The sequence below is a fragment of the Bacillus sp. ISL-39 genome (assembly GCF_018613295.1).
Lineage (GTDB): Bacteria > Bacillota > Bacilli > Bacillales > Cytobacillaceae > Mesobacillus.
Genome location: NZ_JAGGQM010000001.1, coordinates 1 through 26686 on the forward strand (window position 1 = coordinate 1; position 26686 = coordinate 26686).

Sequence of the window (26686 nt, forward strand, 5' to 3'; positions counted from 1 at the left end):
CGCAGAAACTGGAGACTCCGACAAAGAAGCGCTTTTTGCTTCTGCCGGCGGAGTTGAAGTTTCGGAGTTTCTAGGAGGCGACACTGGACATGCGACTCGAGGGGGTAGGCGCTGGAGCTGAACACTAATCTAAGTGTAAAAGTTTATACTTAATTTTAAACAAAACAGCCTCCTTTTCTTCGGAAAGGGAGGTTTTTTCCTTTGCACCTAAAATAGGACTTTTTTACAGTGTGCTTCCCTTGGTATACTTTACCTAAAAGGCATAATTGGGAGCGGTATATGAATCTTTCAAAGATATTAGCGATTGGTATTTTCGTAAGTGGTGTGATCATCCTGGGCATTGGATTATTTCAAATATGGGACATTAAAAAACAGGAGCAGGTTTCTCTTGCAGCGGCAAAGGAATTGGTCCAGGAAAATACACCAATGGCAAATAAGAAAGAATTCAAGCCTGTGACCGGAGAGGCATCCGGATTGCTGCTGATTCCAAAAATCGATGCAGAATTGGCTATTGTTGAAGGAACGGACCCGGACGACCTGGAAAAAGGTGTTGGCCACTATAAAGGCTCGTTCTACCCGGAGGAAAATGGCCAAATTGTCCTCTCAGGCCACCGTGATACGGTTTTCCGAAAAGCTGGGGAACTGGTATTGGGTGATCTCCTGACGATGAAAATGCCATATGGGGATTATACATATGTGATAACCCGAACAAAAATAGTCAGCGCAGATGATACCAGTATCATAAACCTCCAGAATTCCGAAGAAGAGCTCCTTTTAACAACATGCTACCCATTCAGTTATATTGGCGATGCCCCAGAAAGATATATTATCTATGCAAAAAGAATTTTAGATAAAAACTAGTTAACCAGCATGAAACATCCCTGTGCTGGCTTTTGTTTTAGCCTTTTTTATTCCCAAAATGACTAAATATATTTATAATAAAGAAAAGAATGAATGTTCATTCAGTTTACGGGAGGTTTCAGCATGAAAAAGATGGAATACATTAACGAGATTGTAAGCTGGGAAGAGGAGTTTGGATTTTTTTATCAGGTGAAGGTTCGGTTTTCGGAAACTGATATGTTTGGGCATTTAAACAACACAGTTCCGTTTACATATTTCGAACAGGCGAGAATTGAATATTTCAAGAGCCAGGGATTCATGCAGGATTGGGTCAAACCAGAGAACGAGACGATTCCCGTTGTGGCCGATCTCCAATGTGATTATTTAAGCCAGATTTTCTTTGATGAAGACCTGAAAATATATGTGAAGGCCAATTCAATTGGGAATTCCTCAGTTGACCTTCACTATATGGTCAAAAAAGCGGATGGCTCGATCTGCTTGACTGGAAGGGGCACAATCGTGCAAATTTCCAAGAGAACAGGCAAGGGAGTATCCTGGACAGAAGAAATGAGGCAATTGTTTTCAGAAAGCAAAAAATCTGTCGTTAAATAAGTTTTGCATGTAAAAATAAAAATTGGCATGAAGTCCATTAAATGTTGTCACTACACCTCTTTCCTTCACATATGATATTTTGACTAAATTTATACCCACCCCGCAGTTCACAGCTGGCGAAGGCAAGGAGGGTTACAATACTTGAAGGAAAATGAATATACTCACAAGCCATTACTCACAAAACGCGAAAGAGAAGTTTTCGAACTGTTAGTACAAGACAAGACAACAAAAGAGATCGCTAGTGAATTATTTATCAGCGAAAAAACGGTTCGGAACCATATTTCAAACGCCATGCAAAAGCTTGGTGTAAAGGGGCGTTCCCAAGCTGTTGTAGAGCTCCTGCGTATGGGAGAGCTAGAACTTTAATCATGACCGGCCAACCCGAATGGGGGGCCGGTTAAGATGTTTATAGGGCAAAACAGGCTCTTATCGGAATTCTGTCTTGAAATTTGCTCGAAAAAAGTAGAAAATAAGGGCAATAGTAAAAATCATCTCAGCTTGGAAAACAAGTTTTATGGATAAAGGAAATAGATTTTTAGGAGTTGTTACGGATGAAAGTTGAAGGGGTAGACAAGAATCAGGGACTGGAGACGGTTGCTGATATCGAAAAGGATCTCCGGTACATATCAGGTATTATTAAGCAGAAGGGCCGCGAGCTCCTCAGCAATTACACGATCACACCTCCCCAGTTCATTGCGCTGCAATGGCTGTTTGAGGATGGGGATATGACAATTGGGGAGCTGTCGAATAAAATGTTCCTGGCTTGCAGCACGACCACGGATCTAGTAGACAGGATGGAGAAGAATGAGCTTGTTGTCAGGGTGAAGGATCCTAATGACAGGCGTGTAGTCCGCATTCATCTTCTGGACGAAGGCGAAAGAATCATCGATGAAGTAATCAAGAAACGCCAGCTGTACCTTCAAGAGGTATTGAAAGACTTTTCAGGTGTGGAAATATTGTCCCTTAAAGAGGGGTTAGCGAAATTACATCAAGAAATGCGTGGAGAATGAGGCGAGTTTTTTGAATCGACCAATAGGAATCATTGATTCAGGAGTAGGCGGGTTAACCGTTGCCAAGGAAGTCATGAGACAGCTGCCATATGAGCAGATCATCTATGTTGGTGATACGGCACGCTGTCCATATGGCCCTCGACCCGTTGAGGAAGTGAAGAGATTCACCTGGCAAATGACCCGTTTTCTTTTGGAAAAAAATATTAAAATGCTGGTCATTGCGTGCAATACAGCGACGGCTGTGGTCCTTGATGAGATAAGGAGTGAACTCCCGATTCCTGTGTTAGGTGTCATCCAGCCTGGTGCACGGACAGCGATCAAGGTAACGGACAATTATAAAATTGGCATTATTGGAACCGAAGGCACGGTAAAAAGCCGTGCGTATGAGCATGCGCTGAAATCAATCAATCGCAAGACTGCCATTGAAGCACTCGCCTGCCCAAAATTCGTGCCGCTTGTAGAAAGCGGAGAATATGATGGGCGTGTCGCAAAGAAAGTGGTGACTGAAACCCTTCAGCCCCTGCAGGGACAGGGGCTTGATACATTGATCCTTGGCTGCACTCACTACCCTTTGCTCGAAACGCTCATTAAGGAAGTGATGGGGCCTGAGGTCAAGGTGATTAGTTCAGGCGAGGAAACAGCGCGAGAAGTAAGCACGATTCTCGGCCATAACGACATGTTTGCTGAAAGGGAAGAACTTCCGGAGCATTTCTATTACATGACAGGCTCCAGAACAATTTTTTCTGCCATAGCATCCCAGTGGCTGGAGAGGCCGATAGAACACGTTGAGAAAATTAAATTAGGTTAGAAAGGCTTCCGGAGACGGAGGTCTTTTTTTCTGCTTATTCGATTTTAATTCTAAAAATCTTCTCTAAGGCGGTCTAAAATATCCAGAGGCTCGTATACATATTAGTACAAACTGTCTTTGGAGGGATTTATATGTCAAAAAATAAAAAGGCTGTGGTCGTTACAGCTGCTACATTGGCAACTACGGTATTCCTATCAGGCTGCGGGCTGTTCGGGGGCGAGGAAAAGAAAAAGATCGATCCTCCACAGGATGTCACTTTCATGGAAGATGGGGAGGCTCTCGATGAAAATGTTTCTACAGAAACAACTGAGGATGGTAAAGAAGCGGTTGAAACATCCATCCAGACAGAATTGTATTTAATCGATAAAAATGGCTATGTTGTCTCACAGACAATGGATCTTCCGAAAACAGAAAGTGTCGCCAAGCAGGCACTGGAATACCTTGTTGCAAATGGGCCAGTCGAGCAAATGCTTCCAAATGGCTTCAGGGCCGTCCTTCCAGCTGATACACAAGTGACAGTGAACATTAAGGATGGGACGGCAACGGTTGATTTTTCAAAGGAATTCGGTTCCTATCAAAAAGAGGATGAGAAAAGGATTCTTCAGGCTGTGACATGGACGCTCACGCAGTTTGATACCATTGATGAAGTGAAGCTTCAGATGAATGGCACCCCTCTCGAAGCGATGCCTGTTGGCGGCACTCCTATCGGGGGAGAGTTGAGCCGTGCGGATGGCATCAATGCTGACAATACCGATGTTGTAGATATCACAAATACGAAAGCGGTCACTGTATATTATATTGGTGGAGAGGAAGGCGCATATTATTATGTACCAGTAACAAAACGCGTCAGCAATGATGTGAAGGATAACATTACTGCAATCGTAAACGAGCTTGTTGAAGGGCCAGCGTATGCATCCAATCTTCTGTCGGATTTCCAGTCGGGTGTGAAGCTGCTTGACACACCTAAAGTTGAGGATGGCAAGGTAACTTTGAACTTCAATGAATCCATTTACGGCAGCTTTGAAGAAAAAATGGTGTCCGAACACTTGCTGAATTCCCTTGTGCTGTCACTGACAGAACAGACAGGTGTTGAGAGTGTGGCCCTTACGGTTAACGGAAAGGCAGATGTCCTTACAGAATCTGGAGAAAAGCTGGCTGAGCCGGTTACAAGGCCTGAAAAAGTGAACACAGGTAGTTTTTAATAGCCGGATTTTGATATACTAATTAAAGACATTCAAAGAGGCAGGCTTATTTCCTGCCTCTTATTTATATTTTGGTTACCGGGCAGGCTGCCTGCTTTTTATCATGCTAAGGAGGAAATTTATCATGCGATTTGATGGGCGTGAACCATTGCAATTAAGACCAATACATATTGAAACAGATTACCTGAAACATCCAGAAGGCTCTGTGCTGATCTCTGTTGGAGATACGAAGGTGATATGTACTGCCAGCATTGAGGACCGCGTTCCTCCGTTTATGAGGGGCGAAGGAAAGGGATGGATTACGGCAGAATACTCTATGCTTCCGCGCGCTACAGAACAGAGGAATATTCGTGAGGCGGCAAAAGGCAAGATATCCGGAAGAACGATGGAAATCCAGCGTTTGATCGGGAGAGCTTTGCGCGCAGTCGTAAATCTTGAGGCTATTGGCGAACGTACTGTTTGGGTCGATTGTGATGTCATCCAGGCGGACGGGGGCACTCGTACTGCTTCAATCACAGGAGCTTTTGTTGCGATGGCTATGGCACTTGAGAAGCTGAGCAAGCAAAAGAAGCTTTCTGCTTATCCTGTGACTGACTTTCTTGCCGCGACGAGTGTCGGAATTCTTAAAAACGGTGAGGCTGTCGTTGATTTGAATTATGTCGAGGATTCTGCTGCCCGTGTCGACATGAATGTTGTCATGACCGGCAATGGGGAATTCGTCGAGCTGCAGGGTACTGGGGAAGAAGCTACTTTTTCATACAGCCAGCTGCAAGAACTTTTAAAGGCCGCACAAGATGGAATCACAGAACTATTCGAAAAACAGAAGGAAGCTCTGGGAGAAGAGTTGACGGCCAAAATTGCGGGCGGAAAACAGAGATAGGGGAGTTCTCAAAATGGAATCAGTCATAATCGCGACAAAAAATAAAGGAAAAGCTAAAGAATTCGAGAAACTTTTTTTGCCAAAAGGGCTGGCGGTAAAAACTTTGCTCGATTACCCAGAGCTTGATGATGTAGAGGAAACAGGTACAACTTTTGAAGAGAATGCGATCCTAAAAGCTGAGGCAATCGCTAATATTCTTGGAGTCAAAGTAATTGCAGATGATTCTGGGCTTGAGATTGACGCATTGGAAGGACGGCCGGGTGTGTATTCGGCACGTTACGCAGGTCCCGAGAAAAATGATGAAAACAACATCGACAAAGTTCTCGATGAACTTCAGGATGTGCCAGAAAGTGAGCGCACCGCAAGATTCTGCTGTGCACTCGCAATGGCAGAGCCAGGCAAGGAAACAGTGACTGTATTCGGTACATGTGAAGGCAAAATCCTTAATGAACGACGCGGTACCAACGGTTTTGGCTATGATCCCATTTTCTTCGCAGAAACAAAGGGAAAATCTATGGCTGAATTGGCATCAGAGGAAAAAAACAAGATCAGCCACAGGGCCAATACGATCAGAAAGCTGGATGATCTTCTTAAAAAGCGAGAGGAACGCCATGAGTAGGGTGCTGATTGTCAGTGACAGCCACGGGTCAACAGAGGTACTGGAGGGAATTGAGAAGCTGCATGGCAATGATGTGGACTTGATGATCCACTGCGGTGACTCAGAGCTAGATGAAGATGATGCTGCTATTAAGAATTTCAAATCGGTGAAGGGGAATTGCGATTTCTATGGCCATTTTCCTGATGATGAAATCCATGTGATAAATGGCGTGAAAATTTTTGTGACACATGGGCACCTATACTCGGTGAAGTCTACACTCGCAAACTTGTACTATAAGGCAAAAGAACTAGAGGCTGAAGTCGTATGCTTCGGTCATTCGCATTTGCTGGGAGCAGAAATGGTAGATGATGTACTGTTCATCAATCCGGGAAGCATCAGGCTTCCACGCGGCAGGTCAGAAAAGAGCTATGCCATTCTCGAACTGGAAAATGGAAAAGCGGTATTGCGGATCTATGACTATGGAAATGGTGAGATGTCTGAATTAAGACAGGAGTTTTCACTTCACAAAACAAGTTAAAACTACTATAATGATTTTCTGAGGGGAATCAGCAGGTTTCCCTCAGAAAAAAGTTTTGATTTTTTATTGACATTTAGTCATTTGGCTAATATAATAAATCTTGTCTTTAAAAAACAACCAAGTCCCAGTAGCTCAGTTGGATAGAGCATACGCCTTCTAAGCGTACGGTCGGGAGTTCGAATCTCTCCTGGGACGCCATTTAAACTACATACCTTAACTCACCTTATTGAAGGTGAGTTTTTTTTTATGTCCTATAGTTCTTACTAGCTCTCCAAAACTGAAGTCTATAAGGGGTCAGTAAAAAAAAAATTAATTTTATTTAAATGTGAATATATCAACAATGTAAGCGTATACAAATAAACTAATTAATCTAAATTATCAAATAATTTAGAATAAGGGTGTTGACGAGTGTGGAAATTGGGCGTAAGATAATCCTCAAATAAAAAAACAAGTTGATTGCAACCAAAGCGAGTCATAGTTTTAAATTAATTTTAGAATAATGTAAAATTGTATTTTTTTAACCTGTAAATTTAATAATTTAAAGCGTCTATTTGTTAAAGGAGTGTTTATTGTGCCCGATCAGTGGATCTACTTAAACGGTGAATTTGTCACCAAGGAAAATGCTAAGATTTCGGTATATGATCATGGATTTCTATACGGAGATGGTATTTTTGAAGGGATACGGGTATACAGCGGCAATATTTTCAGGATGGAAGAACATATGGACCGGCTTTATCGGTCAGCGAAGTCCATTATGCTGAACATGCCACACTCTAAGGAGGAGTTCACCGGCCTGGTGGTTGAAACGGTCGAACGGAATCAATTGAGAGATGCTTATATCCGCATTGTCGTTTCCAGAGGTGTCGGGGACCTTGGGTTGGACCCCTATAAGTGCCCGAAAGCGAATGTCGTCATCATTGTTGAGCCCCTGGCTATTTTTCCAAAGGAATTGTATGAACGGGGACTGGAGATTGTCACAGTCGCGACAAGGAGAAATCGTCCTGATGTGTTAAGTCCTAAAGTGAAATCACTGAATTATTTGAATAATGTCCTTGTAAAAATTGAAGCGCATCTGGCAAATGTAAGTGAAGCACTTATGCTGAATGACCAGGGCTATGTTGCCGAAGGATCCGCGGATAATATTTTTATCGTGAGAGGCAGCACTTTCCTAACACCGCCAGGGTATGTAGGAGCACTAGAAGGAATCACCAGGAATGCCGTTATTGAAATCGCCAAAAAACTGGGGTATGAGGTCAAGGAGGAACCATTTACCCGCCATGATGTATACACAGCTGACGAAGTATTCCTTACAGGGACTGCAGCAGAAGTAATCGCAGTCGTAAAAGTAGATGGAAGAGTCATTGGCGATGGAGTGCCAGGAGAGCATACACAAAACATCCTGGATGAGTTCCGGGCAAGAGTAGTTGCGGATGGGATCCAGGTCTATCCAGAAAAAGCCCATCAAGTCAGTTGATATGAAAAGTATAATTAAATATAGATAAAGCGAAGACAGGGACAAGTAATTTATTGCGATGAGCATGCACAGAGAGCCGGAGTTGCTGGGAACCGGCGATGCCGCGATAAGTGAACTCACCCTGGAGCGCCAGTTTGAAAGGAAACCTAGTAAAACTGGTCGAGTGTCCTGCACTTGTTATCAAAACCGGCAGCTGAAGCTGTCACGAGTGCACGCATCATGCGTGAATAAGGGTGGTACCGTGGAACAAGGAGATAAAGCCTATTCCATCCCTTTGCCTGGGCAACCTTAGGCATATGGAGATGGAGTGGGCTTTTTTATTTTGAAAAAAACACTGAATACACAATGGGAGGTTCGATAAATGGAAGCTGCCTTGAAGGAAACAAAGGCTAAAACGAGTAAAGTAAGCGGTGCTGATTTGCTGCTTAAGGCCCTGGAAAAGGAAAACGTCGAAGTCATTTTCGGCTACCCGGGAGGGGCTGTCCTTCCGATTTACGACAAACTCTATGATTCTAACATTCTTCATGTTCTGCCAAGGCATGAACAGGGAGGGATCCACGCGGCAGAAGGATACGCGAGAATCAGCGGGAAACCTGGAGTAGTGATCGCGACTTCTGGCCCCGGAGCGACCAATATTATCACCGGCATTGCTGATGCGATGATGGACTCATTGCCGCTGGTCGTCTTCACGGGCCAGGTTGCCACAGGGGTGATCGGTACAGACGCCTTCCAGGAAGCCGACATCCTTGGTATCACGACTCCTATTACCAAATACAATTATCAGATTCGGGATATCAAAGACATCCCCAGAATCATCAAGGAAGCATTTTATATAGCGACAAGCGGAAGGCCCGGACCAGTCGTCATAGATTTCCCTAAGGACATGGCAGCAGGTGTATCGACGGTACCAGCTGAGGAGGAAATCCATCTTCCAGGCTATCAGCCGACAGTGGAGCCGAATTTCCTTCAAGTAAGAAAACTGTCAGAAGCTGTCAGCAAGGCGAAACGTCCGGTGATTCTTGCCGGTGCTGGTGTCCTTCATGCGAAGGCTTCTAATCTTTTAAAAGAATACGCAGAACAGCAGAAGCTTCATGTTGTCCACACATTATTGGGCTTGGGGGGCTTTCCGGCGGGACATGAACTATTCCTTGGAATGGCCGGGATGCATGGCTGCTATACAGCAAATATGGCGCTGTATAATTGTGACCTGCTCATCAATATTGGAGCAAGATTCGATGACCGGCTGACCGGAAATTTGAAGCATTTCGCTCCGAAAGCAACTGTTGCCCATATCGATATCGACCCGGCTGAAATCGGCAAAAATGTGCCGACGCATATCCCGGTTGTCGGTGATGCAGGAGAGGCGTTAAGACAGTTGTTAAAGCTGGAAGGCAGTCCGCCTCTCCAGGAAGAATGGACAGAAACGCTTGCAGTCTGGAAGGAGGATCATCCTTATCATTACGAAAACAGTGAAGTGCTAAAACCGCAAAAGGTTATGGAACTCCTATATGAAAAAACGGCAGGTGAAGCGATTGTCGTCACCGATGTCGGCCAGCATCAAATGTGGGCAGCACAATATTATCAGCTCCAGCAAGCAGATCGATGGGTGACCTCCGGAGGACTCGGGACAATGGGATTTGGCCTTCCTGCAAGCATTGGAGCACAGCTGGCAGACCCATCTGCCTGTGTTGTGGCCGTTCTCGGAGATGGCGGCTTCCAGATGTCAACGCAGGAGTTGGCGGTCATCGCTGAATTTCAGCTGCCGATCAAAATAGCGATTTTCAATAACAAGGCGCTTGGGATGGTCAGACAATGGCAGGAAATTTTCTATAAAGAAAGGTATTCCCACAGTAAAAATCCGGTACAGCCTTCTTTTGTAAAACTGGCAGAGGCCTATGGCATCAAAGGGTTTGAAATCCACTCAGAGGAAGAAGCACATTTAATTCTGGATCAGGTCCTGCACGACAAAGAGCCGGTATTGCTCGATTTCAGGGTCGATGGAGCCGAAAATGTCTACCCGATGATTGCGCCCGGGAAAGGAATCCACGAAATGGTGGGAGTGAAGAAATGAAAAGGATCATAACGATGACGGTTTTGAACCGGCCAGGAGTACTGAACAGGATCACGAATTTATTCTCGAAGAGGAACTACAATATTGAAAGCATTTCAGTAGGCCTTACCGAGCAAGAGGGAGTTTCGCGGATTACCTGTGTTGTCCATGTGGAGAATGACGGGATGGTCGAACAAATCACGAAACAGCTCAATAAACAGATTGATGTCCTTAAGGTGGCAGATATAAGTGACCAGGCGATTGTCGCCCGAGAGCTCATTCTCATGAAGGTGCCCGTCCTTCCGCACAACCGGGCAGAAATCTACTCGATCATTGAACCATTCCGGGCCTCGGTGATTGACGTCAGCAAGGATAGCATCATCATCCAGCTGACAGGTGAAACGGAAAAAATCGAGGCGTTTATCGATTTGATTAAACCATATGGAATCAGAGAATTGGCCCGTACCGGAACAACAGCATTCCCAAGGGGGAACCAGCGGACCGGGCAGCAAAAAACATTTTCATTTGTTTGATAAGGCTCTTTTCATAAACTTTTGTTTTTCCCAATCATAAACGAATGGAGAAGTTAACTCGAATAGAGCCTTGATACCTTTAATATTGCGGATGCAATAACTGATATGAAAAGCAGCAATCCAAAGGGAAACAGCTGAATTACACAAAATTTATATTCGGAGAGGGAGATTAATTATGGCGAAAATGTACTATAACGGTGATGCAAATGAGGCTTATTTTAACGGGAAAACAGTGGCAGTAGTTGGTTACGGATCACAGGGTCATGCCCATGCGCAGAATCTTCGTGACAGTGGTGTTGAGGTTGTCATTGGATTAAGGCAAGGAAAGTCATGGGAGAAGGCGGAACAGGATGGTTTTGAAGTTAAAACAGTTGCTGAAGCTGTGGCAGCAGCAGATGTAGTCATGATTCTTCTTCCGGATGAGCGGCAGACTGCTGTGTACAAAAATGAAATTGAACCTCAGCTTTCTGGGCAGGCGCTTATGTTCGCTCACGGCTTTAACGTTCATTTTAACCAGATTGTCCCGCCGGAAAGCTGTGATGTCTTACTTGTCGCACCTAAGGGTCCTGGGCATTTGGTCAGAAGGACTTATCAAGAAGGAGCAGGTGTCCCGGCACTGTTTGCAATCCATCAGGATGTATCGGGAACTGCAAGAGAACTTGCGCTTGCCTACGCAAAAGCGATCGGTGCATTGAGGGCAGGGGCACTCGAAACAACCTTCAAGGAAGAAACCGAAACAGATTTATTCGGTGAACAGGCTGTATTATGCGGCGGTTTGACCTCACTAGTGAAAGCAGGCTTTGAAACACTTGTCGAAGCAGGATATCAGCCGGAATTGGCATATTTCGAAACGATGCATGAGCTGAAGCTAATCGTGGACCTGATGTATGAAGGCGGACTCGAAGGAATGCGCTATTCGATTTCTGACACAGCTCAATGGGGCGACTTTGTCAGCGGTCCGAGAGTGGTAAATGAACAGGTTAAAGAAGAAATGAAAAGAGTTCTGAAAGACATCCAGGAAGGAACTTTCGCAAAAGGCTGGATTGAGGAAAATGAAAATAACAGACCGGTGTTCGATGCCATCAATGAAAAAGAAAACCGCCACCAGATCGAAGAGGTAGGAAGAGAATTGAGAAAGATGATGCCGTTTGTCAACAAACAAAAGCAGAGAGAAGTGGCTGCCAGTGCGAAGAATTAAAATATTTGATACGACATTGAGGGATGGGGAACAGTCAGCAGGTGTCAATCTGAATTTTTCCGAAAAGCTGGAGATTGCCAGGCAATTAGAGAGGTTGAATGTTGACATTATTGAAGCGGGATTTCCAGCCGCATCCAAAGGGGACTTTGCTTCCGTAGCTGAAATTGCACGCCAAATTAAAGGATGTTCGGTTACTGGGCTTGCAAGATCGGTTACAACAGATATTGACGCTGCCTGGGAAGCGTTGAGACATGGTGCAGAGCCAAGGCTCCACCTGTTCATCGCCACTTCGCCAATCCACAGGATCCATAAGCTGAAGCAGACAAAAGCTGAGGTCATCGAGACAGCGGTAAGGACCGTTAAGTATGCAGCAGCCAAGTTTCCGGTCATTCAATGGTCCCCCGAGGATGCTTGCCGGACCGAGCTTGATTTCCTTGCTGAAATTGTAGAAGAGGTTATTAAAGCCGGTGCAAAGGTCATTAATATTCCTGACACTGTCGGTTATATTTCGCCGCAGGAGTATGGCCAAATATTCACTTACTTGCGAGAGCATGTTCCTTCTATTGGTAAGGTCGAACTATCAGCACATTGTCATGATGACCTTGGAATGTCGATCGCCAACTCACTTGCTGCTGTATCTGCAGGAGCCACACAGGTTGAAGGAACGATCAATGGGATAGGGGAGCGGGCAGGAAATGCAGCACTCGAAGAATTCGCGGTTGCCCTTCATATCCGCAAAGATTTTTACCAGGCGGAAACTGGATTGAACCTTAAAGAGATCAGCAGAACGAGCAGTCTTGTCAGCAAGTTGACCGGTATGGCGGTACCAGCCAATAAAGCCGTGGTGGGAAGGAATGCATTTGCCCACGAATCGGGAATCCACCAGGATGGGGTTTTGAAGGAGAAAACAACTTACGAAATCATATCGCCGGAACTTGTAGGTTTACAGAATAACTCGATGGTTCTGGGAAAGCATTCCGGTCGCCACGCGTTCCGCAACAGATTAAATGAGATCGGGCTGACGGTTCCTGAGCAGGATATCAATAAATTATTTTCCGTTTTCAAGGAACTTGCAGACAGGAAAAAAGAAATGACAGATGATGACCTCGTGGCCATCATCCTCGAAGAGAACCTGTCAAAAGAGCAGCAATACTACCGTCTTGATTCCATTCAGGTCCAGTATGGTACCAACCAGGTGCCAACTGCGACGGTCACCCTTTATGGCTGCCAAAATGAAAAGATCCAGGAAGCCTCTACAGGTTCTGGCAGTATTGAAGCTTTATATAATACGCTTGAAAAATGCATGAAAGAAAAAGCCAGCTTGCTAGATTACAGGATTCAGTCAGTTGGAGCCGGCAGGGATGCCCTGGCTCAGGTATATGTAAAGCTGGAATTCGGCGGTGTCGAGACAAGTGGAAGAGGCCTCGCACAGGACGTTCTCGAAGCTTCGGCAAAAGCCTACTTAAATGCAGTCAATAGAGTTTTATATATGGAAGAAACGAAGAAAGTCGCAGTCAACGGATAAAAAAATATACTTAAGAAATCGGAGGCGAATGTAATGGAAAAAAGGATCGCAATCCTGCCAGGAGATGGCGTAGGCAAAGAAGTAAGCAGGGGGGCGGTTACAATCCTCCAGGCAGTTTCTGAGCTTTTTAACCATAAGTTCCATTTTACTTATGGAGAAATCGGCGGAACAGCAATCGATGAATTTGGAACGCCGCTGCCGGAGCACACACTCGACCTCTGCAAGGGCAGTGATGCTGTCCTGTTAGGCGCAGTGGGCGGCCCTAAATGGGATCGAATGCCTGGTCATATTCGCCCTGAAAAAGGACTGCTGAAAATCCGGAAAGAGCTCGGGCTTTATGCGAATGTCCGTCCGGTTCAATACTACTCCAGCATTTCCGGGATCTCGCCACTGCGCAAAGATGTCGTTGAAGGGGTTGACATGGTAGTGGTCAGGGAGTTGACGGGCGGGCTCTATTTTGGAAAACCAAGTGAAAGAACTGTCCAGAAAGGCGAGGCTTCTGTAGTCGATACATTGTTTTACCAGAAAAACGAGATGGAGAGAGTCATCCGCTATGCATTTGAACTGGCTGCCATGAGAAAAGGCAAGGTCACTTCTGTGGATAAAGCGAATGTTCTGGAATCTAGCCGAATGTGGCGGGAAACAGCGGAAGAGGTGGCCAGGGATTTTCCAGATGTCCAGCTTGACCATATGCTGGTCGATAATGCGGCGATGCAGCTGATCAAGAATCCGCGCCAGTTTGATGTACTGGTCACAGAGAATATGTTTGGAGATATTTTAAGCGATGAAGCGTCCGTACTGACCGGATCGCTTGGCATGCTGCCGTCAGCAAGTGTTTCGGCTGCAGGGCCATATCTATATGAGCCAATCCACGGTTCTGCCCCGGATATCGCTGGCATGAACGCGGCCAATCCGATCGCGATGATCCTGTCAGCCGCAATGTTGCTGCGCCTGTCCTTCGGTCTTGAAGAAGAAGCCGAGGCAATCGAGAATGCGGTAGAGCAGGTGCTTGACGCTGGCAGCAGAACCCGCGACATTGCCGTATTTGGCACACCATTTTTAACAACTGAAGGGATGGTTGAAGAAATCAAAGCCGCACTGCTGGACAATGAAGCAATCCTAAATATCATGGGTGCTTACGCATAAAGCAGGAATTTAAACTATCAGGCAGTTTGCAAATAAATAGATGAAAAATGATTTGAAAAAGGGGAGGGTATTTTTGGGGAAAACGATCATCGAAAAAATTTGGGAGAAGCATATAGTTAGTACGGAGGAAGGCAAACCAGACCTTATGTATATTGACCTCCATCTTGTTCACGAGGTAACCTCCCCGCAGGCTTTTTCGGGACTAAGGCAGAAAAAACGGTCTGTCCGACGGCCGGATTTGACGTTTGCGACGATGGACCACAATGTACCAACAGTTAACCGGCGTGAGATCACTGATGCTGTTGCGAAAACCCAGATGGATACCTTAAGGAATAATTGTCTTGAATTCGGCATTGCACTGGCGGACCTAGACAGTCCTGAACAGGGCATCGTCCATGTCATCGGACCTGAATTGGGATTGACACAGCCGGGAATGACGATTGTTTGCGGGGACAGCCATACGTCTACGCATGGTGCGTTCGGAGCGCTCGCATTCGGAATTGGCACCAGTGAGGTTGAACATGTGCTGGCAACTCAAACACTCTGGCAGACAAAGCCAAAGACACTGAAAGTTGAGGTTTCCGGTTCTCTTGCACCGGGGGTGAGTGCAAAGGATCTCATCCTGTCCATTATCAGTAAATATGGAGTCAATTTCGGTACTGGATATGTGATCGAATTTTGCGGCGAGGCGATCAGGAAGATGTCGATGGAGGAAAGGATGACCATCTGCAATATGTCTATTGAAGGAGGAGCCAAGGCTTCCCTCGTTGCCCCTGATGACAAAACCTTCGCTTATCTGAATGGAAGAAAATATGTTGCACAGGGAGATGCCTACCTCGATAAGATCCTTGAATGGCAGCAGCTCAGCTCTGATGATGATGCGGAGTATGACCATACCATCACGGTAGATGGCGACTCCATTTCACCGATGGTCAGCTGGGGTACGAACCCTTCGATGACTGCTCCAGTAACAGAGAGAGTCCCTTATATGGCAGAATGTGAGACTGAGGCAGAAAGGAAGTCCGTTCAAAGAGCGTTTGATTACATGGGCCTGGCAGAAGGCCAGCTGATTACAGATATTAATGTAACTAAAGTCTTTATCGGTTCCTGCACAAATTCAAGACTGGAGGATCTCAGGGCAGCGGCCGACGTCGTCAAAGGTAAAAAAGTGGCCACAGGAGTCGATGCGATTGTCGTACCTGGCTCCCAGCAGGTCAAGAAGGCGGCAGAAGCAGAAGGTATCGCCAAAATTTTTATTGAAGCAGGATTTGAATGGCGGGAATCCGGCTGCAGCATGTGCCTGAGTATGAACGCAGACATTGTACCAGCTGGCGAGCACTGTGCTTCCACTTCAAACCGGAATTTTGAGGGCAGACAGGGAGCCGGAGCGCGCACCCATTTAGTCAGTCCCGCCATGGCAGCAGCTGCCGCACTTCATGGGCATTTTGTCGATGTCAGGTCGGTGGCTGGCATTACCGTTTAACTTCCTTTTTTACCATAATAAGGACGAAGGGGCAATTAATCGTATTGAATGGGCAATTAATGTGATTTTTGGATTAATTAATCGCTCGAATGGGGCAATTATCAGTTTTCATCAGGCGAATATCTTCGTTGATTAAGAGAATAATTTTTCCAGCTAAAAATACAGACGCAATAATGACCCGAAAACGTAAATTTCGGGTCATTTCACTACCAATTTTCTGAGTTGCTTTGAAAAAACATATATTTAACTACGAATTTGATGAATTTAGTTTTACAAAAAGATATTTTTCGATGGAAGGAGCTTGAAATGACCAGATTTACAGAAATGAAGGGGAAAGTCGCTGCGATGGACCGGACAAATGTTGATACTGACCAGATCATTCCAAAGCAATTCCTTAAGAAAATCGAAAAGACGGGGTTTGGCCAGTATCTGTTTTACGATTGGCGCTATAAAACAAACGGTGAGCTCAATGAAGACTTTGAGCTCAATCATCCAGATAACGAAGGTACATCCATTTTAATAGCGAATGAGAATTTCGGCTGCGGTTCATCCAGGGAACATGCACCTTGGGCATTGCTGGATTACGGATTCAAGGTTTTGGTCGCTCCATCATTTGCGGATATTTTTAAACAAAATTGCCTGAAAAACGGAATTCTCCCGATCGTACTGCAAGAGGAAGACGTTACCTATTTGCTTACTAAAGCAAGCGGGCAGCAATATGAACTGAATGTATCTCTGGAACAGAAGGTGGTTTATGACAACGGGGGCTTCAAGGCAGAGTTTGATATCTCTCCATATTGGTATAACATGCTCCTTAATGGCTGGGATGAAATTGAATTAACGCTCCAGCTTGAAGACAGTATCAGAGAATATGAGAATAAGCATATAGAAAAAGCAATCTAACTAATAAAAAAACGATTGATTCACAGGCATAGCTTGTGAATCTTTTTGTTTTTTCAGGGATTCGTGCTAAACTTTCTAAAAAAGCTGAACTCAAAGAAAAATTTTTTGGGATTAATAGGGTGAACTATTAAAAGTAAGGCGGTATGTATATGAAAAAACGGGAATCAAACAAGGATAATGTGATCCTGTTTCCCGGTCTGGAAAAGCGTCTGTTGGAAAAGGGTCTGGATTATTTAAAACAGCAAAAGTACAGGGATGCGATTCAGTTTCTTGAGCAGGCTTTAGAGCATGACCCTGAGAACAGTGATGTCTACGTTGGCCTCGCGCTTGCTAATTATGAAGCAGGCAATACCCATCAGGCCAAGGAAATCGTGGCGGAGATGCTGCGGTGCGGACTGGGTGATTACTTACAAGTGATTGACATGTATCTAATGATCCTTGTCCAGTTGAATGAATACAAAGAAGTTGTTGCGACCATAGAAGCTCTTCTGGAGGAACGGGAAATCCCAGCGGACAAGCATGAGCATTTCATCACCATGCTTGAATTTGGCAAGCGTATGCTGAATGGCGAAACAGAAATGGAGCCCATTGAGAGTTTTGAAGAGCCTGAAGAGGAAGAGCTTAATCTGTTTGACTATAAGAGTCCGAACGATCAGGTAATGGTTGCTGCTGAACTCGCGAAGGTAAACATACGTCCCTATATTGAAAAAATCAAGGAATATGTCGTATCAGGAGAAGGTCATCCGTTTTTAAAAACCATGCTGCTTAATATATTGAAAGAACAAGAGTATGCAGAAGAAACACAGGTGCGTAAATTCGATTGGGAAGAATCGTTCAATCCAGCAGATATACCCGAACTGAAGGATTATATCGAGAACAGCGGTGTCATCAAGCTATTAAGCCGGGAGATTGAAAGTGATGATCCTGTTTTATTTGAAAATGTACAAAGACTGGTCGAAAGGTACTTCTTTTTGGTTTATCCTTTCGAATTGCCAGTCGGGGATGCTTCAGCCTGGGCTTCTGCCTGCCATTTCATCGCCAATGAGTACTATGGATTTGAAGATCCGCTTGAGTCATTTGCTGAAATATACCATAGCGAGGCCGAAGCGGCAGAACAGGTTTTGGACTTTATCCGGAAGCTAGAAGAAATTTCTTACCCGATAATATAGTCCTGGCTGTTGAAACGAAATAATCCTGTGTTATAATGTAGTGGTTGTATTATGTAAAAATCATTCTATTTTACATTTAATCTGGAATATTGCTTGGTTAACAAGAGTATTCATCGTCGAATGAAAATGACAATAGATTATTGTTGGAGGGAACTGTATGTCTGCAAAGGTAGAAAAAAGAGAAGGGAACCAAACGGTTCTAACAATTGAAGTAGATGCAGAAAAGGTCAACCAAGGTCTTGACGCTGCATTCAAGAAAGTCGTTAAGCAAATTAACGTACCAGGATTCCGTAAAGGAAAAATGCCTCGCCAAATGTTCGAAAAGCGTTTCGGCGTAGAGTCTTTATATCAGGATGCAATTGATATCCTTCTTCCAGAAGCATATGCAAATGCAATCGATGAAACTGGTATCGAGCCAGTTGACCGCCCGGAAATCGATGTAGAACAAATCGAAAAGGGCAAGAGCTTGATCATCAAGGCAACTGTAACAGTTAAGCCTGAAGTTAAGCTTGGCGAGTACAAAGGACTTGAAGTAGAAGCATTCGACACAAACGTAACAGATGAAGAAGTTGAAAATGAATTGAAAGCAATGCAGGAAAAGCAGGCTGAGCTTGTTGTTAAAGAAGAAGGCACAGCTGAAAATGGCGACAGTGTTGTCATCGATTTCGAAGGATTCGTTGATGGCGAAGCTTTCGAAGGCGGAAAAGCTGAAAACTATGCACTTGAACTTGGATCAGGTTCATTCATCCCTGGCTTCGAAGAGCAGCTAGTTGGAACAGCTACTGGCGAAGAAAAAGATGTAGAGGTTACTTTCCCAGAAGAGTACCATGCAGCTGAACTTGCTGGTAAGCCTGCAACTTTCAAAGTGAAAATTCACGAAATCAAAGGAAAAGAACTTCCAGCTCTAGATGATGAGTTCGCTAAAGATGCTGATGAAGAAGTTGAAACTTTAGATGAGCTTAAGACAAAGATCAAAGATCGTCTTGCTCATGACAAAGCTCACCAAAAAGAACATTTCGAACGTGACACTGTTGTAGAAAAAGCAGCAGCTAACGCTGAAATCGATGTTCCTGAATCAATGATCGATACTGAAATCGACCGCATGGTAAATGAGTTCGAACAACGCTTGCAAATGCAAGGCATGAACCTTGACCTGTACTACCAGTTCTCTGGACAGGACGAAGCTGCTCTTCGCGATCAAATGAAAGAAGAGGCTGCTACACGCGTGCGTGTGAACCTTACTCTTGAAGCAATCGCAAAAGCTGAAAACATCGAAGTTACAGATGAAGAAGTTAGTGCAGAGCTTCAAAAGATGTCTGAAATGTACAATATGACTGCTGACCAAATCCAGGCAGCACTAGGCGGAAGCCTTGACGGAATCAAAGGCGACCTTCAATTGAAAAAAGCGGTTGATTTCCTTGTAGAAAACAGCAAAACTGTTGCATAATAGAATCAGGATATAATATAGAAACAAGGCGCGAGTAAATCGTGCCTTGTTTTCTACAATTAGCACCAATATACATACATAATTTTTTTAAGCAATTTGCTTTAAGTCGATTTAATGGCTTGATTTATGGTTAAGATGTGTTAGTACATATTTTTTTCGATTCATAAGCGCGAAACTGAATAGCCGAGGGTTATTATTTCCTGTACCCTGGCAAAATGTGATACAATGCAATACATACCTGCTCAACAGCAGCAGAAAAACTGTTACTTACCTGATCGTTTGCTTATGAATCGCAGCTTTATATATGTTTAGAAGTTCTCAAGGGGTGAAGGCATTGTTCAAATTTAATGATGAAAAAGGACAGCTCAAATGTTCTTTCTGCGGCAAGACGCAGGATCAAGTCCGCAAATTGGTAGCAGGGCCAGGCGTCTATATCTGTGACGAGTGTATTGAATTATGCACAGAAATCGTTGAAGAAGAACTTGGCACTGAAGAAGAAGTTGAGTTTAAGGATGTTCCAAAACCACAGGAAATCCGCGATATTCTTAATGAGTATGTAATTGGGCAGGACCAGGCGAAGAAGAATTTATCTGTAGCCGTTTACAATCACTATAAGCGTATCAACTCAAACAGCAAGATTGATGATGTTGAACTTTCGAAGAGTAATATTGCGATGATCGGACCTACAGGCAGCGGTAAAACGTTGCTGGCACAAACTTTGGCCCGTATTCTCAATGTACCATTCGCAATCGCGGATGCAACATCGCTGACTGAAGCAGGTTATGTGGGTGAAGACGTTGAAAACATCCTGCTAAAATTGATCCAATCAGCTGATTACGATGTGGAAAAGGCTGAAAAAGGAATCATTTATATCGATGAAATCGATAAAATCGCCAGAAAATCCGAAAACCCATCTATTACTAGAGATGTTTCCGGTGAAGGTGTACAGCAGGCGCTTCTGAAAATTCTTGAAGGAACAGTTGCAAGCGTACCGCCACAAGGTGGACGAAAGCACCCTCATCAGGAGTTCATCCAGATCGATACGACGAATATCCTGTTCATTTGCGGCGGAGCATTCGACGGTATCGAACAAATCATCAAGCGACGCCTTGGCCAGAAAGTAATTGGCTTTGGCTCTGAAAAGAAAGAGGAAGATCTAGACAAGAAGGAACTGCTTTCAAAAGTGCTTCCTGAAGACTTGCTGAAATTCGGGTTGATCCCTGAATTCATCGGTCGTCTTCCGGTAATTGCCAGCCTGACTCCGCTTGATGAAGAAGCGCTAGTCGAAATCCTGACAAAACCGAAGAACGCTCTTGTAAAACAGTATCAAAAAATGCTTGAGCTGGATGATGTCGAGCTTGAATTTGAAGACGACGCACTGATTGAAATTGCCAAAAAAGCAATTGAGCGCAAGACAGGTGCCCGCGGACTTCGTTCAATCATCGAAGGCATCATGCTGGATGTAATGTTCGACCTTCCTTCCCGTGAAGATATTGTTAAATGTATCATCACAAAGGAAACAGTCGAAAACAACATGCCGCCAAAGCTCGTGTTAGAGGACGGTACAGTCCTTAAAGACGAAAGAAATTCAGCTTAATACACATAAATCCCGGTGAATATTCACCGGGATTTTTTCTTTGTGGGCCGTCTCTGAAATTGAGATTGATATGGCAAACCAAAGTTCTGACAGGTTTGGTGGTGAAAGGGGCAAAGTTGTCAGAAGTAGGGGCAACTTCAGACAAGTTTGGTGATAAAAGAGAAAAGCTGTCAGAAGTAAGAGTAACTTCAGACAGGTTTGGTGGAGAAAGAGAAAAAGGTGTCAGAACTAGTACCAACATCGGACAGGGTCAGCGGAAAAAGAAGAAAAGCTGTCAAAACCAGAAAAACCTTCGATTATCTTTGCAGAAATTCAATAATTTCCAATCAGATTAAGGTCTCAGCTGGCGGGAAAATTCACTTGAAAATATTGTTTATTCCAACACTGTCAGGGAGATACTATGTTAAAGCCAATAGTATCAACTTTACGGGAGGGAATATAATTGAGTTGGACCGGAATCGCCTTGTTCATACAGCTGTTTTTCGGAATCATCATCGGGCTGTATTTCTGGAATTTACTTAAGAATCAGCGGACTCAAAAAGTGTCAATTGATAGGGAATCCCGAAAGGAAATGGAACAGTTAAGGAAGATGAGATCGGTCTCCCTGAGTGAACCGCTAGCTGAAAAAGTCAGACCATCAAGCTTCAAGGACATTGTCGGACAGGAAGATGGAATCAAGGCACTAAAAGCTGCCTTATGTGGACCTAATCCGCAGCATGTCATCATCTATGGTCCGCCGGGAGTCGGGAAAACCGCTGCGGCCAGGCTCGTGTTGGAGGAAGCAAAGCAAAACCAAAAATCCCCCTTCAAAAAATCATCAGTATTCGTTGAGCTGGATGCTACGACAGCCAGGTTTGATGAGAGAGGAATCGCTGACCCACTGATTGGTTCTGTTCATGATCCGATTTATCAAGGGGCCGGAGCGATGGGACAGGCAGGAATTCCTCAGCCGAAACAGGGGGCTGTTACCAATGCTCACGGCGGAGTATTATTCATTGATGAAATTGGAGAGTTGCATTCGATCCAAATGAACAAGCTGTTGAAAGTACTGGAAGACAGGAAAGTGTTCTTAGAGAGTGCGTATTATAATGAAGAAAACACGCAAATCCCGAGCCATATCCACGACATCTTCAAAAATGGGCTCCCGGCAGACTTCCGCCTTGTAGGAGCGACGACAAGAACTCCAAGCGAAATCCCTCCGGCAATCAGGTCGAGATGCATGGAAGTATTTTTCCGTGAGTTAACCCAAGAGGAAATTTCTGAAGTAGCCAGGAATGCTGCTGAAAAAGTACAACTGACTATGAGTGATAAAGCGATTGAAATCCTGTCAAACTATGCACGAAATGGGCGCGAAGCCGTTAATATGGTACAGATTGCCGCAGGATTGGCCATAACAGATGAACGTACCTACATTAAAGAAGAGGAAATCGAATGGGTGGTGCATTCAAGTCAGCTGACACCAAGGATGGAAAGAAGGATTAATGAAAAGTCGGCAGTCGGTCTTGTCAATGGGCTGGCTGTGTATGGCCCAAATACAGGCGCGCTTCTTGAAATCGAAGTGACGGTCATTAAAGCAAAGGAAAAAGGCTCAATCAATATCACGGGCATCGTCGATGAAGAGAGCATCGGCGGACAGGGGAAATCTATACGCAGAAAGAGTATGGCGCGGGGGTCAATTGAAAATGTCATCACAGTTCTCCGGTCGATGGGTGTTCCAGCTGATGAATTCGACATCCATGTCAACTTCCCTGGCGGTACACCAATCGACGGCCCATCTGCCGGGATTGCGATGGCGACGGGAATTTATTCAGCCATCTATAAAATCCCGATGGACAATACTGTCGCGATGACAGGAGAAATCAGCATTCACGGTAATGTGAAGCCGATTGGCGGTGTTTATCCAAAAGTGAAAGCAGCGAAAAAAGCAGGTGCCAAGACGGTCATCATTCCAAAGGAAAATGTGCAGACCATCCTGAATGAAATCACAGGAATCGAAATCATTCCAGTTACCCACCTGGATGAAGTTTTTGAAATTGCTCTTGTGAAAGATCATCCGAGAGAGCAGATTATCAAGGCAGCCGATGAATTGACTCAAAAAGAGACGAGCTAACATCGTTAGGCTGTTTTTGTAAAGATTTTTGTTAAAATCCTAAAGCCGATTTTAACGTGATAAAAAGCCATTTTGTAGTTCGGTATTTAGAGTGCAAGCTCTTTTCTCATAATAAGCCTTAATTTTTGTGAAGAAACAGAGGTCATTGAATCCTATTTTGAGTCAATAGCAACAAAGTATGAGAAAAGAGCCTATCGTTAAAAAGAACGCTTGCAGGCGTTCTTTTTTTAGGCCTTTTTACGAAGCAGTGTTTACCTGCCTCAATGAGCCTTCGTGGATTGCTCTGGAAGCTATCAATCATTTAGGCAAAAAAACTCAAATAACTTCCAACAATAAATCACATAGCAACTTACGAAGAAAAGCGGGTTTATTTTTCCCTGAAAAAGGAAAGAGGGTGTAATAGAGGTTGCCATATTGAAGTTGGAACTTGCAAAAAATAAGATGCCGTTTTCTTTTGAAAGTAACTTCAGATGTGGACATATTTTCGCATAAATATCAGGATACTAATCAAAGAGTCAAAACGATGCTAAATGCTCTTGTTATTAGACACTTGAAAATAAATACGATAGAATTGAACAACAAAGTATTATTATACTTATGGTTTGATACAATGCATGTTGGAGGTGCAATGTCATGGCGAATAAGAATGAGCACACTGTCCCACTCCTGCCGCTGCGCGGTTTGCTTGTGTACCCGACGATGGTTCTGCATTTGGACGTAGGACGAGAAAAATCGGTACAGGCATTGGAAAAGGCAATGGTGGATGACCATTTAATCTATCTTACAACCCAAAAGGATATATCCATAGATGAACCAGGCGAGGAGGATTTGTACCAAATGGGTACATTGACTCGAGTGAAACAAATGCTGAAGCTCCCGAACGGAACGATCCGCGTGTTGGTTGAAGGGTTGTCCAGAGCTGAAATCACTGAACTTTTTGATGAGAATGACCATTTTTCCTGCAAAGTAAGAACCTTCGAGGATGATGAATCAAAAGATGTCGAAGATGAAGCATTGATGAGGACAATGCTTGAGTATTTCGAACAATACATAAAGATGTCCAAGAAGATTTCTGCGGAAACGTATGCATCTGTTTCTGATATTGAGGAGCCTGGAAGGATGGCGGACATCATTGCCTCCCATCTGCCTCTTAAGCTCAAAGAGAAGCAGGAAATCCTCGAGACGATTGACATCAAGGAACGGATGAATCGTGTCATCGAAATCATCCATAATGAAAAAGAAGTGCTGGGTCTCGAGAAAAAGATTGGTCAGCGTGTAAAGCGTTCGATGGAACGTACCCAAAAGGAATATTATTTGCGTGAGCAGATGAAGGCCATCCAGAAGGAACTTGGTGAAAAGGAAGGAAAGACAGGTGAAATTGCTGAGCTTACCGAAAAAATCGAGCTTGCCGGGATGCCTGAAAATGTGAAGGAAACTGCTTTGAAGGAACTCGACCGTTACGAGAAAGTCCCGACGACTTCTGCTGAAAGCGCAGTAATCCGGAATTATATTGAATGGCTTGTTGCTTTGCCGTGGTCAAAGTCGACAGAGGATGACCTGGATATAAGCAAGGCAGAAAAAATCCTTGATAAGGACCATTACGGACTGGAAAAGGTAAAGGAAAGGGTACTTGAGTATCTAGCTGTCCAGAAGCTTACAAACTCATTAAAAGGACCAATTCTTTGTTTGGCTGGACCTCCGGGAGTCGGTAAAACGAGCTTGGCCAGGTCGATCGCTAAATCCCTGAACCGCAACTTTGTAAGGGTGTCTTTAGGCGGTGTCCGGGATGAGTCAGAAATTCGCGGCCACAGAAGGACTTATGTCGGCGCTATGCCAGGACGAGTCATTCAGGGAATGAAAAAGGCAGGAACGATTAATCCTGTGTTCCTTCTTGATGAAATCGATAAAATGTCCAATGATTTCCGTGGTGATCCTTCTTCTGCAATGCTCGAGGTACTGGATCCGGAACAAAACCATAATTTCAGCGATCATTACATTGAAGAGGCATATGACCTTTCAAAAGTAATGTTCATCGCTACTGCCAATAATCTTTCTACTGTCCCCGGACCATTGCTGGACAGGATGGAGATTATCAATATCGCAGGTTACACAGAGCAGGAAAAACTTCATATCGCCAAAGACCATCTTCTCCCTAGACAAATCAAGGACCATGGTTTATCCAAGTCCCAGCTTCAAATGAAGGATGAAGCATTGACGAAGGTAATTCGATATTACACACGCGAATCTGGTGTCCGTTCACTTGAAAGACAGCTTGCAGCAGTGTGCAGGAAAACAGCGAAAATCGTTGTTTCAGGTGACAAAAAGCGCGTAATCGTAAATGCGAAAAATGTTGAAGAATTCCTTGGCAAGACCAAGTTCAGGTATGGGCAGGCAGAGCTCGAAGACCAGGTGGGAGTAGCCACGGGCCTTGCATATACAACAGTCGGCGGCGACACACTTCAGATTGAAGTCTCCCTGTCACCAGGAAAAGGCAAACTAGTCCTCACTGGTAAGCTCGGGGATGTCATGAAGGAATCTGCGCAGGCTGCATTCAGCTATGTGCGTTCTAAAGCGAAGGATCTGGACATTGATCCGGATTTCCATGAAAAAAATGATATTCACATCCACGTTCCAGAAGGCGCTGTCCCGAAAGATGGACCTTCAGCCGGGATTACGATTGCTACTGCTCTCGTTTCAGCTTTATCAGGAAAGCCGATTCGCAGGGAAGTAGGAATGACTGGAGAAATAACGCTCAGAGGTCGTGTATTGCCAATTGGCGGGCTCAAGGAAAAGTCGTTGAGTGCCCACAGGGCAGGCCTTACCAAGGTTATTTGTCCAAAAGATAATGAAAAAGATATTGACGATATTCCTGAAAGTGTACGTAAGGAGCTTGAATTTGTGTTAGTTTCCCATGTAGATGAAGTATTGAAGCACGCTCTTGCCAGCGGTGATTCTCAATGAAAGTAAATAGTGCAGAAATCGTGATCAGTGCTGTAAGGCCGAATCAATATCCGGAAGGAAATCTTCCGGAGTTCGCCCTTGCAGGCCGGTCAAATGTTGGCAAGTCTTCTTTTATCAATAAAATGCTTAATAGAAAAGCGCTGGCGAGGACTTCGTCAAAGCCAGGGAAAACTCAAACGCTGAATTTTTATTTAATCAATGAAATGATTCATTTTGTTGATGTACCAGGATACGGGTACGCTAAAGTATCCAAGTCCGAACGTGAAGCATGGGGAAAAATGATTGAGACATACATTACTTCCCGAGAACAGTTAAGAGCAATGCTGCTGATCGTGGACCTTAGGCATCCGCCTTCAAAGGATGACGTGATGATGTATGATTTCCTCAAGCACTATGATATCCCAGTCATTATCATCGCGACAAAAGCCGATAAAATCCCAAAATCAAAGTGGCAAAAGCACTTGAAGATTACAAAAGAAACTCTTGATTTAGACCCGGATGATACAATCATTCTTTTCTCTTCAGAAACAGGGGAAGGGAAAGACAAAGCCTGGTCAGTATTAGGGAGTTTCATGAAATAGTCCACGACCAATAAGAAACCC

At 44.4% G+C, this 26686-nt stretch carries 24 protein-coding genes, 1 tRNA gene and 1 other annotated feature; all 25 genes read left to right on the forward strand.

The genetic code is table 11. The annotated features are described in order from the left end of the window. Positions 1-279 precede the first annotated feature (279 nt). Complete coding sequence (locus tag J7E37_RS00005; RefSeq protein ID WP_215021701.1) at positions 280-861, forward strand: class D sortase; 582 nt, start codon at positions 280-282, stop codon at positions 859-861. A 123-nt stretch (positions 862-984) separates the two neighbouring features. Beyond that, positions 985-1452: an acyl-CoA thioesterase gene (locus J7E37_RS00010; RefSeq protein WP_214777887.1), complete on the forward strand. Its 468-nt coding sequence runs from the start codon at positions 985-987 to the stop codon at positions 1450-1452. Between the two features lie 141 nt (positions 1453-1593). After that, on the forward strand, positions 1594-1818 hold the full coding sequence (gene gerE / locus J7E37_RS00015) for a spore germination transcription factor GerE (RefSeq protein ID WP_019154738.1): 225 nt from the start codon (positions 1594-1596) through the stop codon (positions 1816-1818). Positions 1819-2003: 185 nt separating this feature from the next. Next, positions 2004-2462, forward strand: a complete 459-nt coding sequence (locus J7E37_RS00020; protein WP_214777888.1) for a MarR family winged helix-turn-helix transcriptional regulator — start codon at positions 2004-2006, stop codon at positions 2460-2462. A 10-nt stretch (positions 2463-2472) separates the two neighbouring features. Beyond that, entirely contained in the window at positions 2473-3270 is a 798-nt protein-coding gene (gene racE, locus J7E37_RS00025; RefSeq protein WP_215021703.1) for a glutamate racemase, read from the forward strand. Positions 3271-3401: 131 nt separating this feature from the next. Continuing rightward, on the forward strand, positions 3402-4472 hold the full coding sequence (locus J7E37_RS00030) for a GerMN domain-containing protein (RefSeq protein WP_214777890.1): 1071 nt from the start codon (positions 3402-3404) through the stop codon (positions 4470-4472). Between the two features lie 124 nt (positions 4473-4596). Beyond that, entirely contained in the window at positions 4597-5352 is a 756-nt protein-coding gene (gene rph, locus J7E37_RS00035; protein ID WP_214777891.1) for a ribonuclease PH, read from the forward strand. A gap of 13 nt (positions 5353-5365) precedes the next feature. Beyond that, positions 5366-5971, forward strand: a complete 606-nt coding sequence (locus J7E37_RS00040; RefSeq protein WP_215021706.1) for an XTP/dITP diphosphatase — start codon at positions 5366-5368, stop codon at positions 5969-5971. Further along, positions 5964-6488, forward strand: coding sequence for a metallophosphoesterase (locus J7E37_RS00045; RefSeq protein WP_214777893.1), 525 nt, complete (start codon positions 5964-5966; stop codon positions 6486-6488). The genes J7E37_RS00040 and J7E37_RS00045 overlap by 8 nt, the downstream gene beginning before the upstream one ends. A 121-nt stretch (positions 6489-6609) precedes the next feature. Beyond that, positions 6610-6686, forward strand: a tRNA-Arg gene (locus J7E37_RS00050). A 373-nt stretch (positions 6687-7059) separates the two neighbouring features. Further along, entirely contained in the window at positions 7060-7962 is a 903-nt protein-coding gene (gene ilvE / locus J7E37_RS00055) for a branched-chain-amino-acid transaminase (RefSeq protein WP_214777911.1), read from the forward strand. A gap of 23 nt (positions 7963-7985) precedes the next feature. Then, positions 7986-8239, forward strand: a binding site (T-box leader). 84 nt (positions 8240-8323) lie between these two features. Beyond that, positions 8324-10033 (forward strand): acetolactate synthase large subunit, encoded by a 1710-nt coding sequence (gene ilvB, locus J7E37_RS00060; protein ID WP_214777913.1) that lies wholly within the window; start codon positions 8324-8326, stop codon positions 10031-10033. Further along, entirely contained in the window at positions 10030-10545 is a 516-nt protein-coding gene (ilvN, locus tag J7E37_RS00065; RefSeq protein ID WP_192471479.1) for an acetolactate synthase small subunit, read from the forward strand. The genes ilvB and ilvN overlap by 4 nt, the downstream gene beginning before the upstream one ends. A 175-nt stretch (positions 10546-10720) precedes the next feature. Next, complete coding sequence (ilvC, locus tag J7E37_RS00070) at positions 10721-11743, forward strand: ketol-acid reductoisomerase (protein WP_214777915.1); 1023 nt, start codon at positions 10721-10723, stop codon at positions 11741-11743. Beyond that, positions 11730-13268 (forward strand): 2-isopropylmalate synthase, encoded by a 1539-nt coding sequence (locus J7E37_RS00075; RefSeq protein WP_215021709.1) that lies wholly within the window; start codon positions 11730-11732, stop codon positions 13266-13268. The genes ilvC and J7E37_RS00075 overlap by 14 nt, the downstream gene beginning before the upstream one ends. A gap of 33 nt (positions 13269-13301) precedes the next feature. After that, a complete protein-coding gene (gene leuB / locus J7E37_RS00080) occupies positions 13302-14414 on the forward strand; it encodes a 3-isopropylmalate dehydrogenase (protein ID WP_215021712.1) in 1113 nt (370 codons plus the stop codon). Between the two features lie 73 nt (positions 14415-14487). After that, on the forward strand, positions 14488-15897 hold the full coding sequence (gene leuC, locus J7E37_RS00085; RefSeq protein ID WP_215021713.1) for a 3-isopropylmalate dehydratase large subunit: 1410 nt from the start codon (positions 14488-14490) through the stop codon (positions 15895-15897). 306 nt (positions 15898-16203) lie between these two features. Next, on the forward strand, positions 16204-16800 hold the full coding sequence (leuD, locus tag J7E37_RS00090) for a 3-isopropylmalate dehydratase small subunit (protein WP_214777923.1): 597 nt from the start codon (positions 16204-16206) through the stop codon (positions 16798-16800). 149 nt (positions 16801-16949) lie between these two features. Continuing rightward, complete coding sequence (locus J7E37_RS00095; protein WP_214777925.1) at positions 16950-17969, forward strand: tetratricopeptide repeat protein; 1020 nt, start codon at positions 16950-16952, stop codon at positions 17967-17969. A gap of 157 nt (positions 17970-18126) precedes the next feature. Then, entirely contained in the window at positions 18127-19416 is a 1290-nt protein-coding gene (gene tig, locus J7E37_RS00100) for a trigger factor (protein ID WP_215021716.1), read from the forward strand. Between the two features lie 334 nt (positions 19417-19750). Continuing rightward, on the forward strand, positions 19751-21013 hold the full coding sequence (gene clpX / locus J7E37_RS00105) for an ATP-dependent protease ATP-binding subunit ClpX (RefSeq protein WP_214777929.1): 1263 nt from the start codon (positions 19751-19753) through the stop codon (positions 21011-21013). A 116-nt stretch (positions 21014-21129) separates the two neighbouring features. Next, positions 21130-21348, forward strand: a complete 219-nt coding sequence (locus J7E37_RS00110; protein ID WP_215021719.1) for a hypothetical protein — start codon at positions 21130-21132, stop codon at positions 21346-21348. A 107-nt stretch (positions 21349-21455) separates the two neighbouring features. After that, entirely contained in the window at positions 21456-23123 is a 1668-nt protein-coding gene (lonB, locus tag J7E37_RS00115; protein ID WP_214777933.1) for an ATP-dependent protease LonB, read from the forward strand. Between the two features lie 633 nt (positions 23124-23756). After that, positions 23757-26084 (forward strand): endopeptidase La, encoded by a 2328-nt coding sequence (gene lon, locus J7E37_RS00120; RefSeq protein WP_215021721.1) that lies wholly within the window; start codon positions 23757-23759, stop codon positions 26082-26084. After that, positions 26081-26665: a ribosome biogenesis GTP-binding protein YihA/YsxC gene (gene yihA, locus J7E37_RS00125; RefSeq protein ID WP_214777937.1), complete on the forward strand. Its 585-nt coding sequence runs from the start codon at positions 26081-26083 to the stop codon at positions 26663-26665. The genes lon and yihA overlap by 4 nt, the downstream gene beginning before the upstream one ends. The last annotated feature ends 21 nt before the right edge of the window (positions 26666-26686 follow it).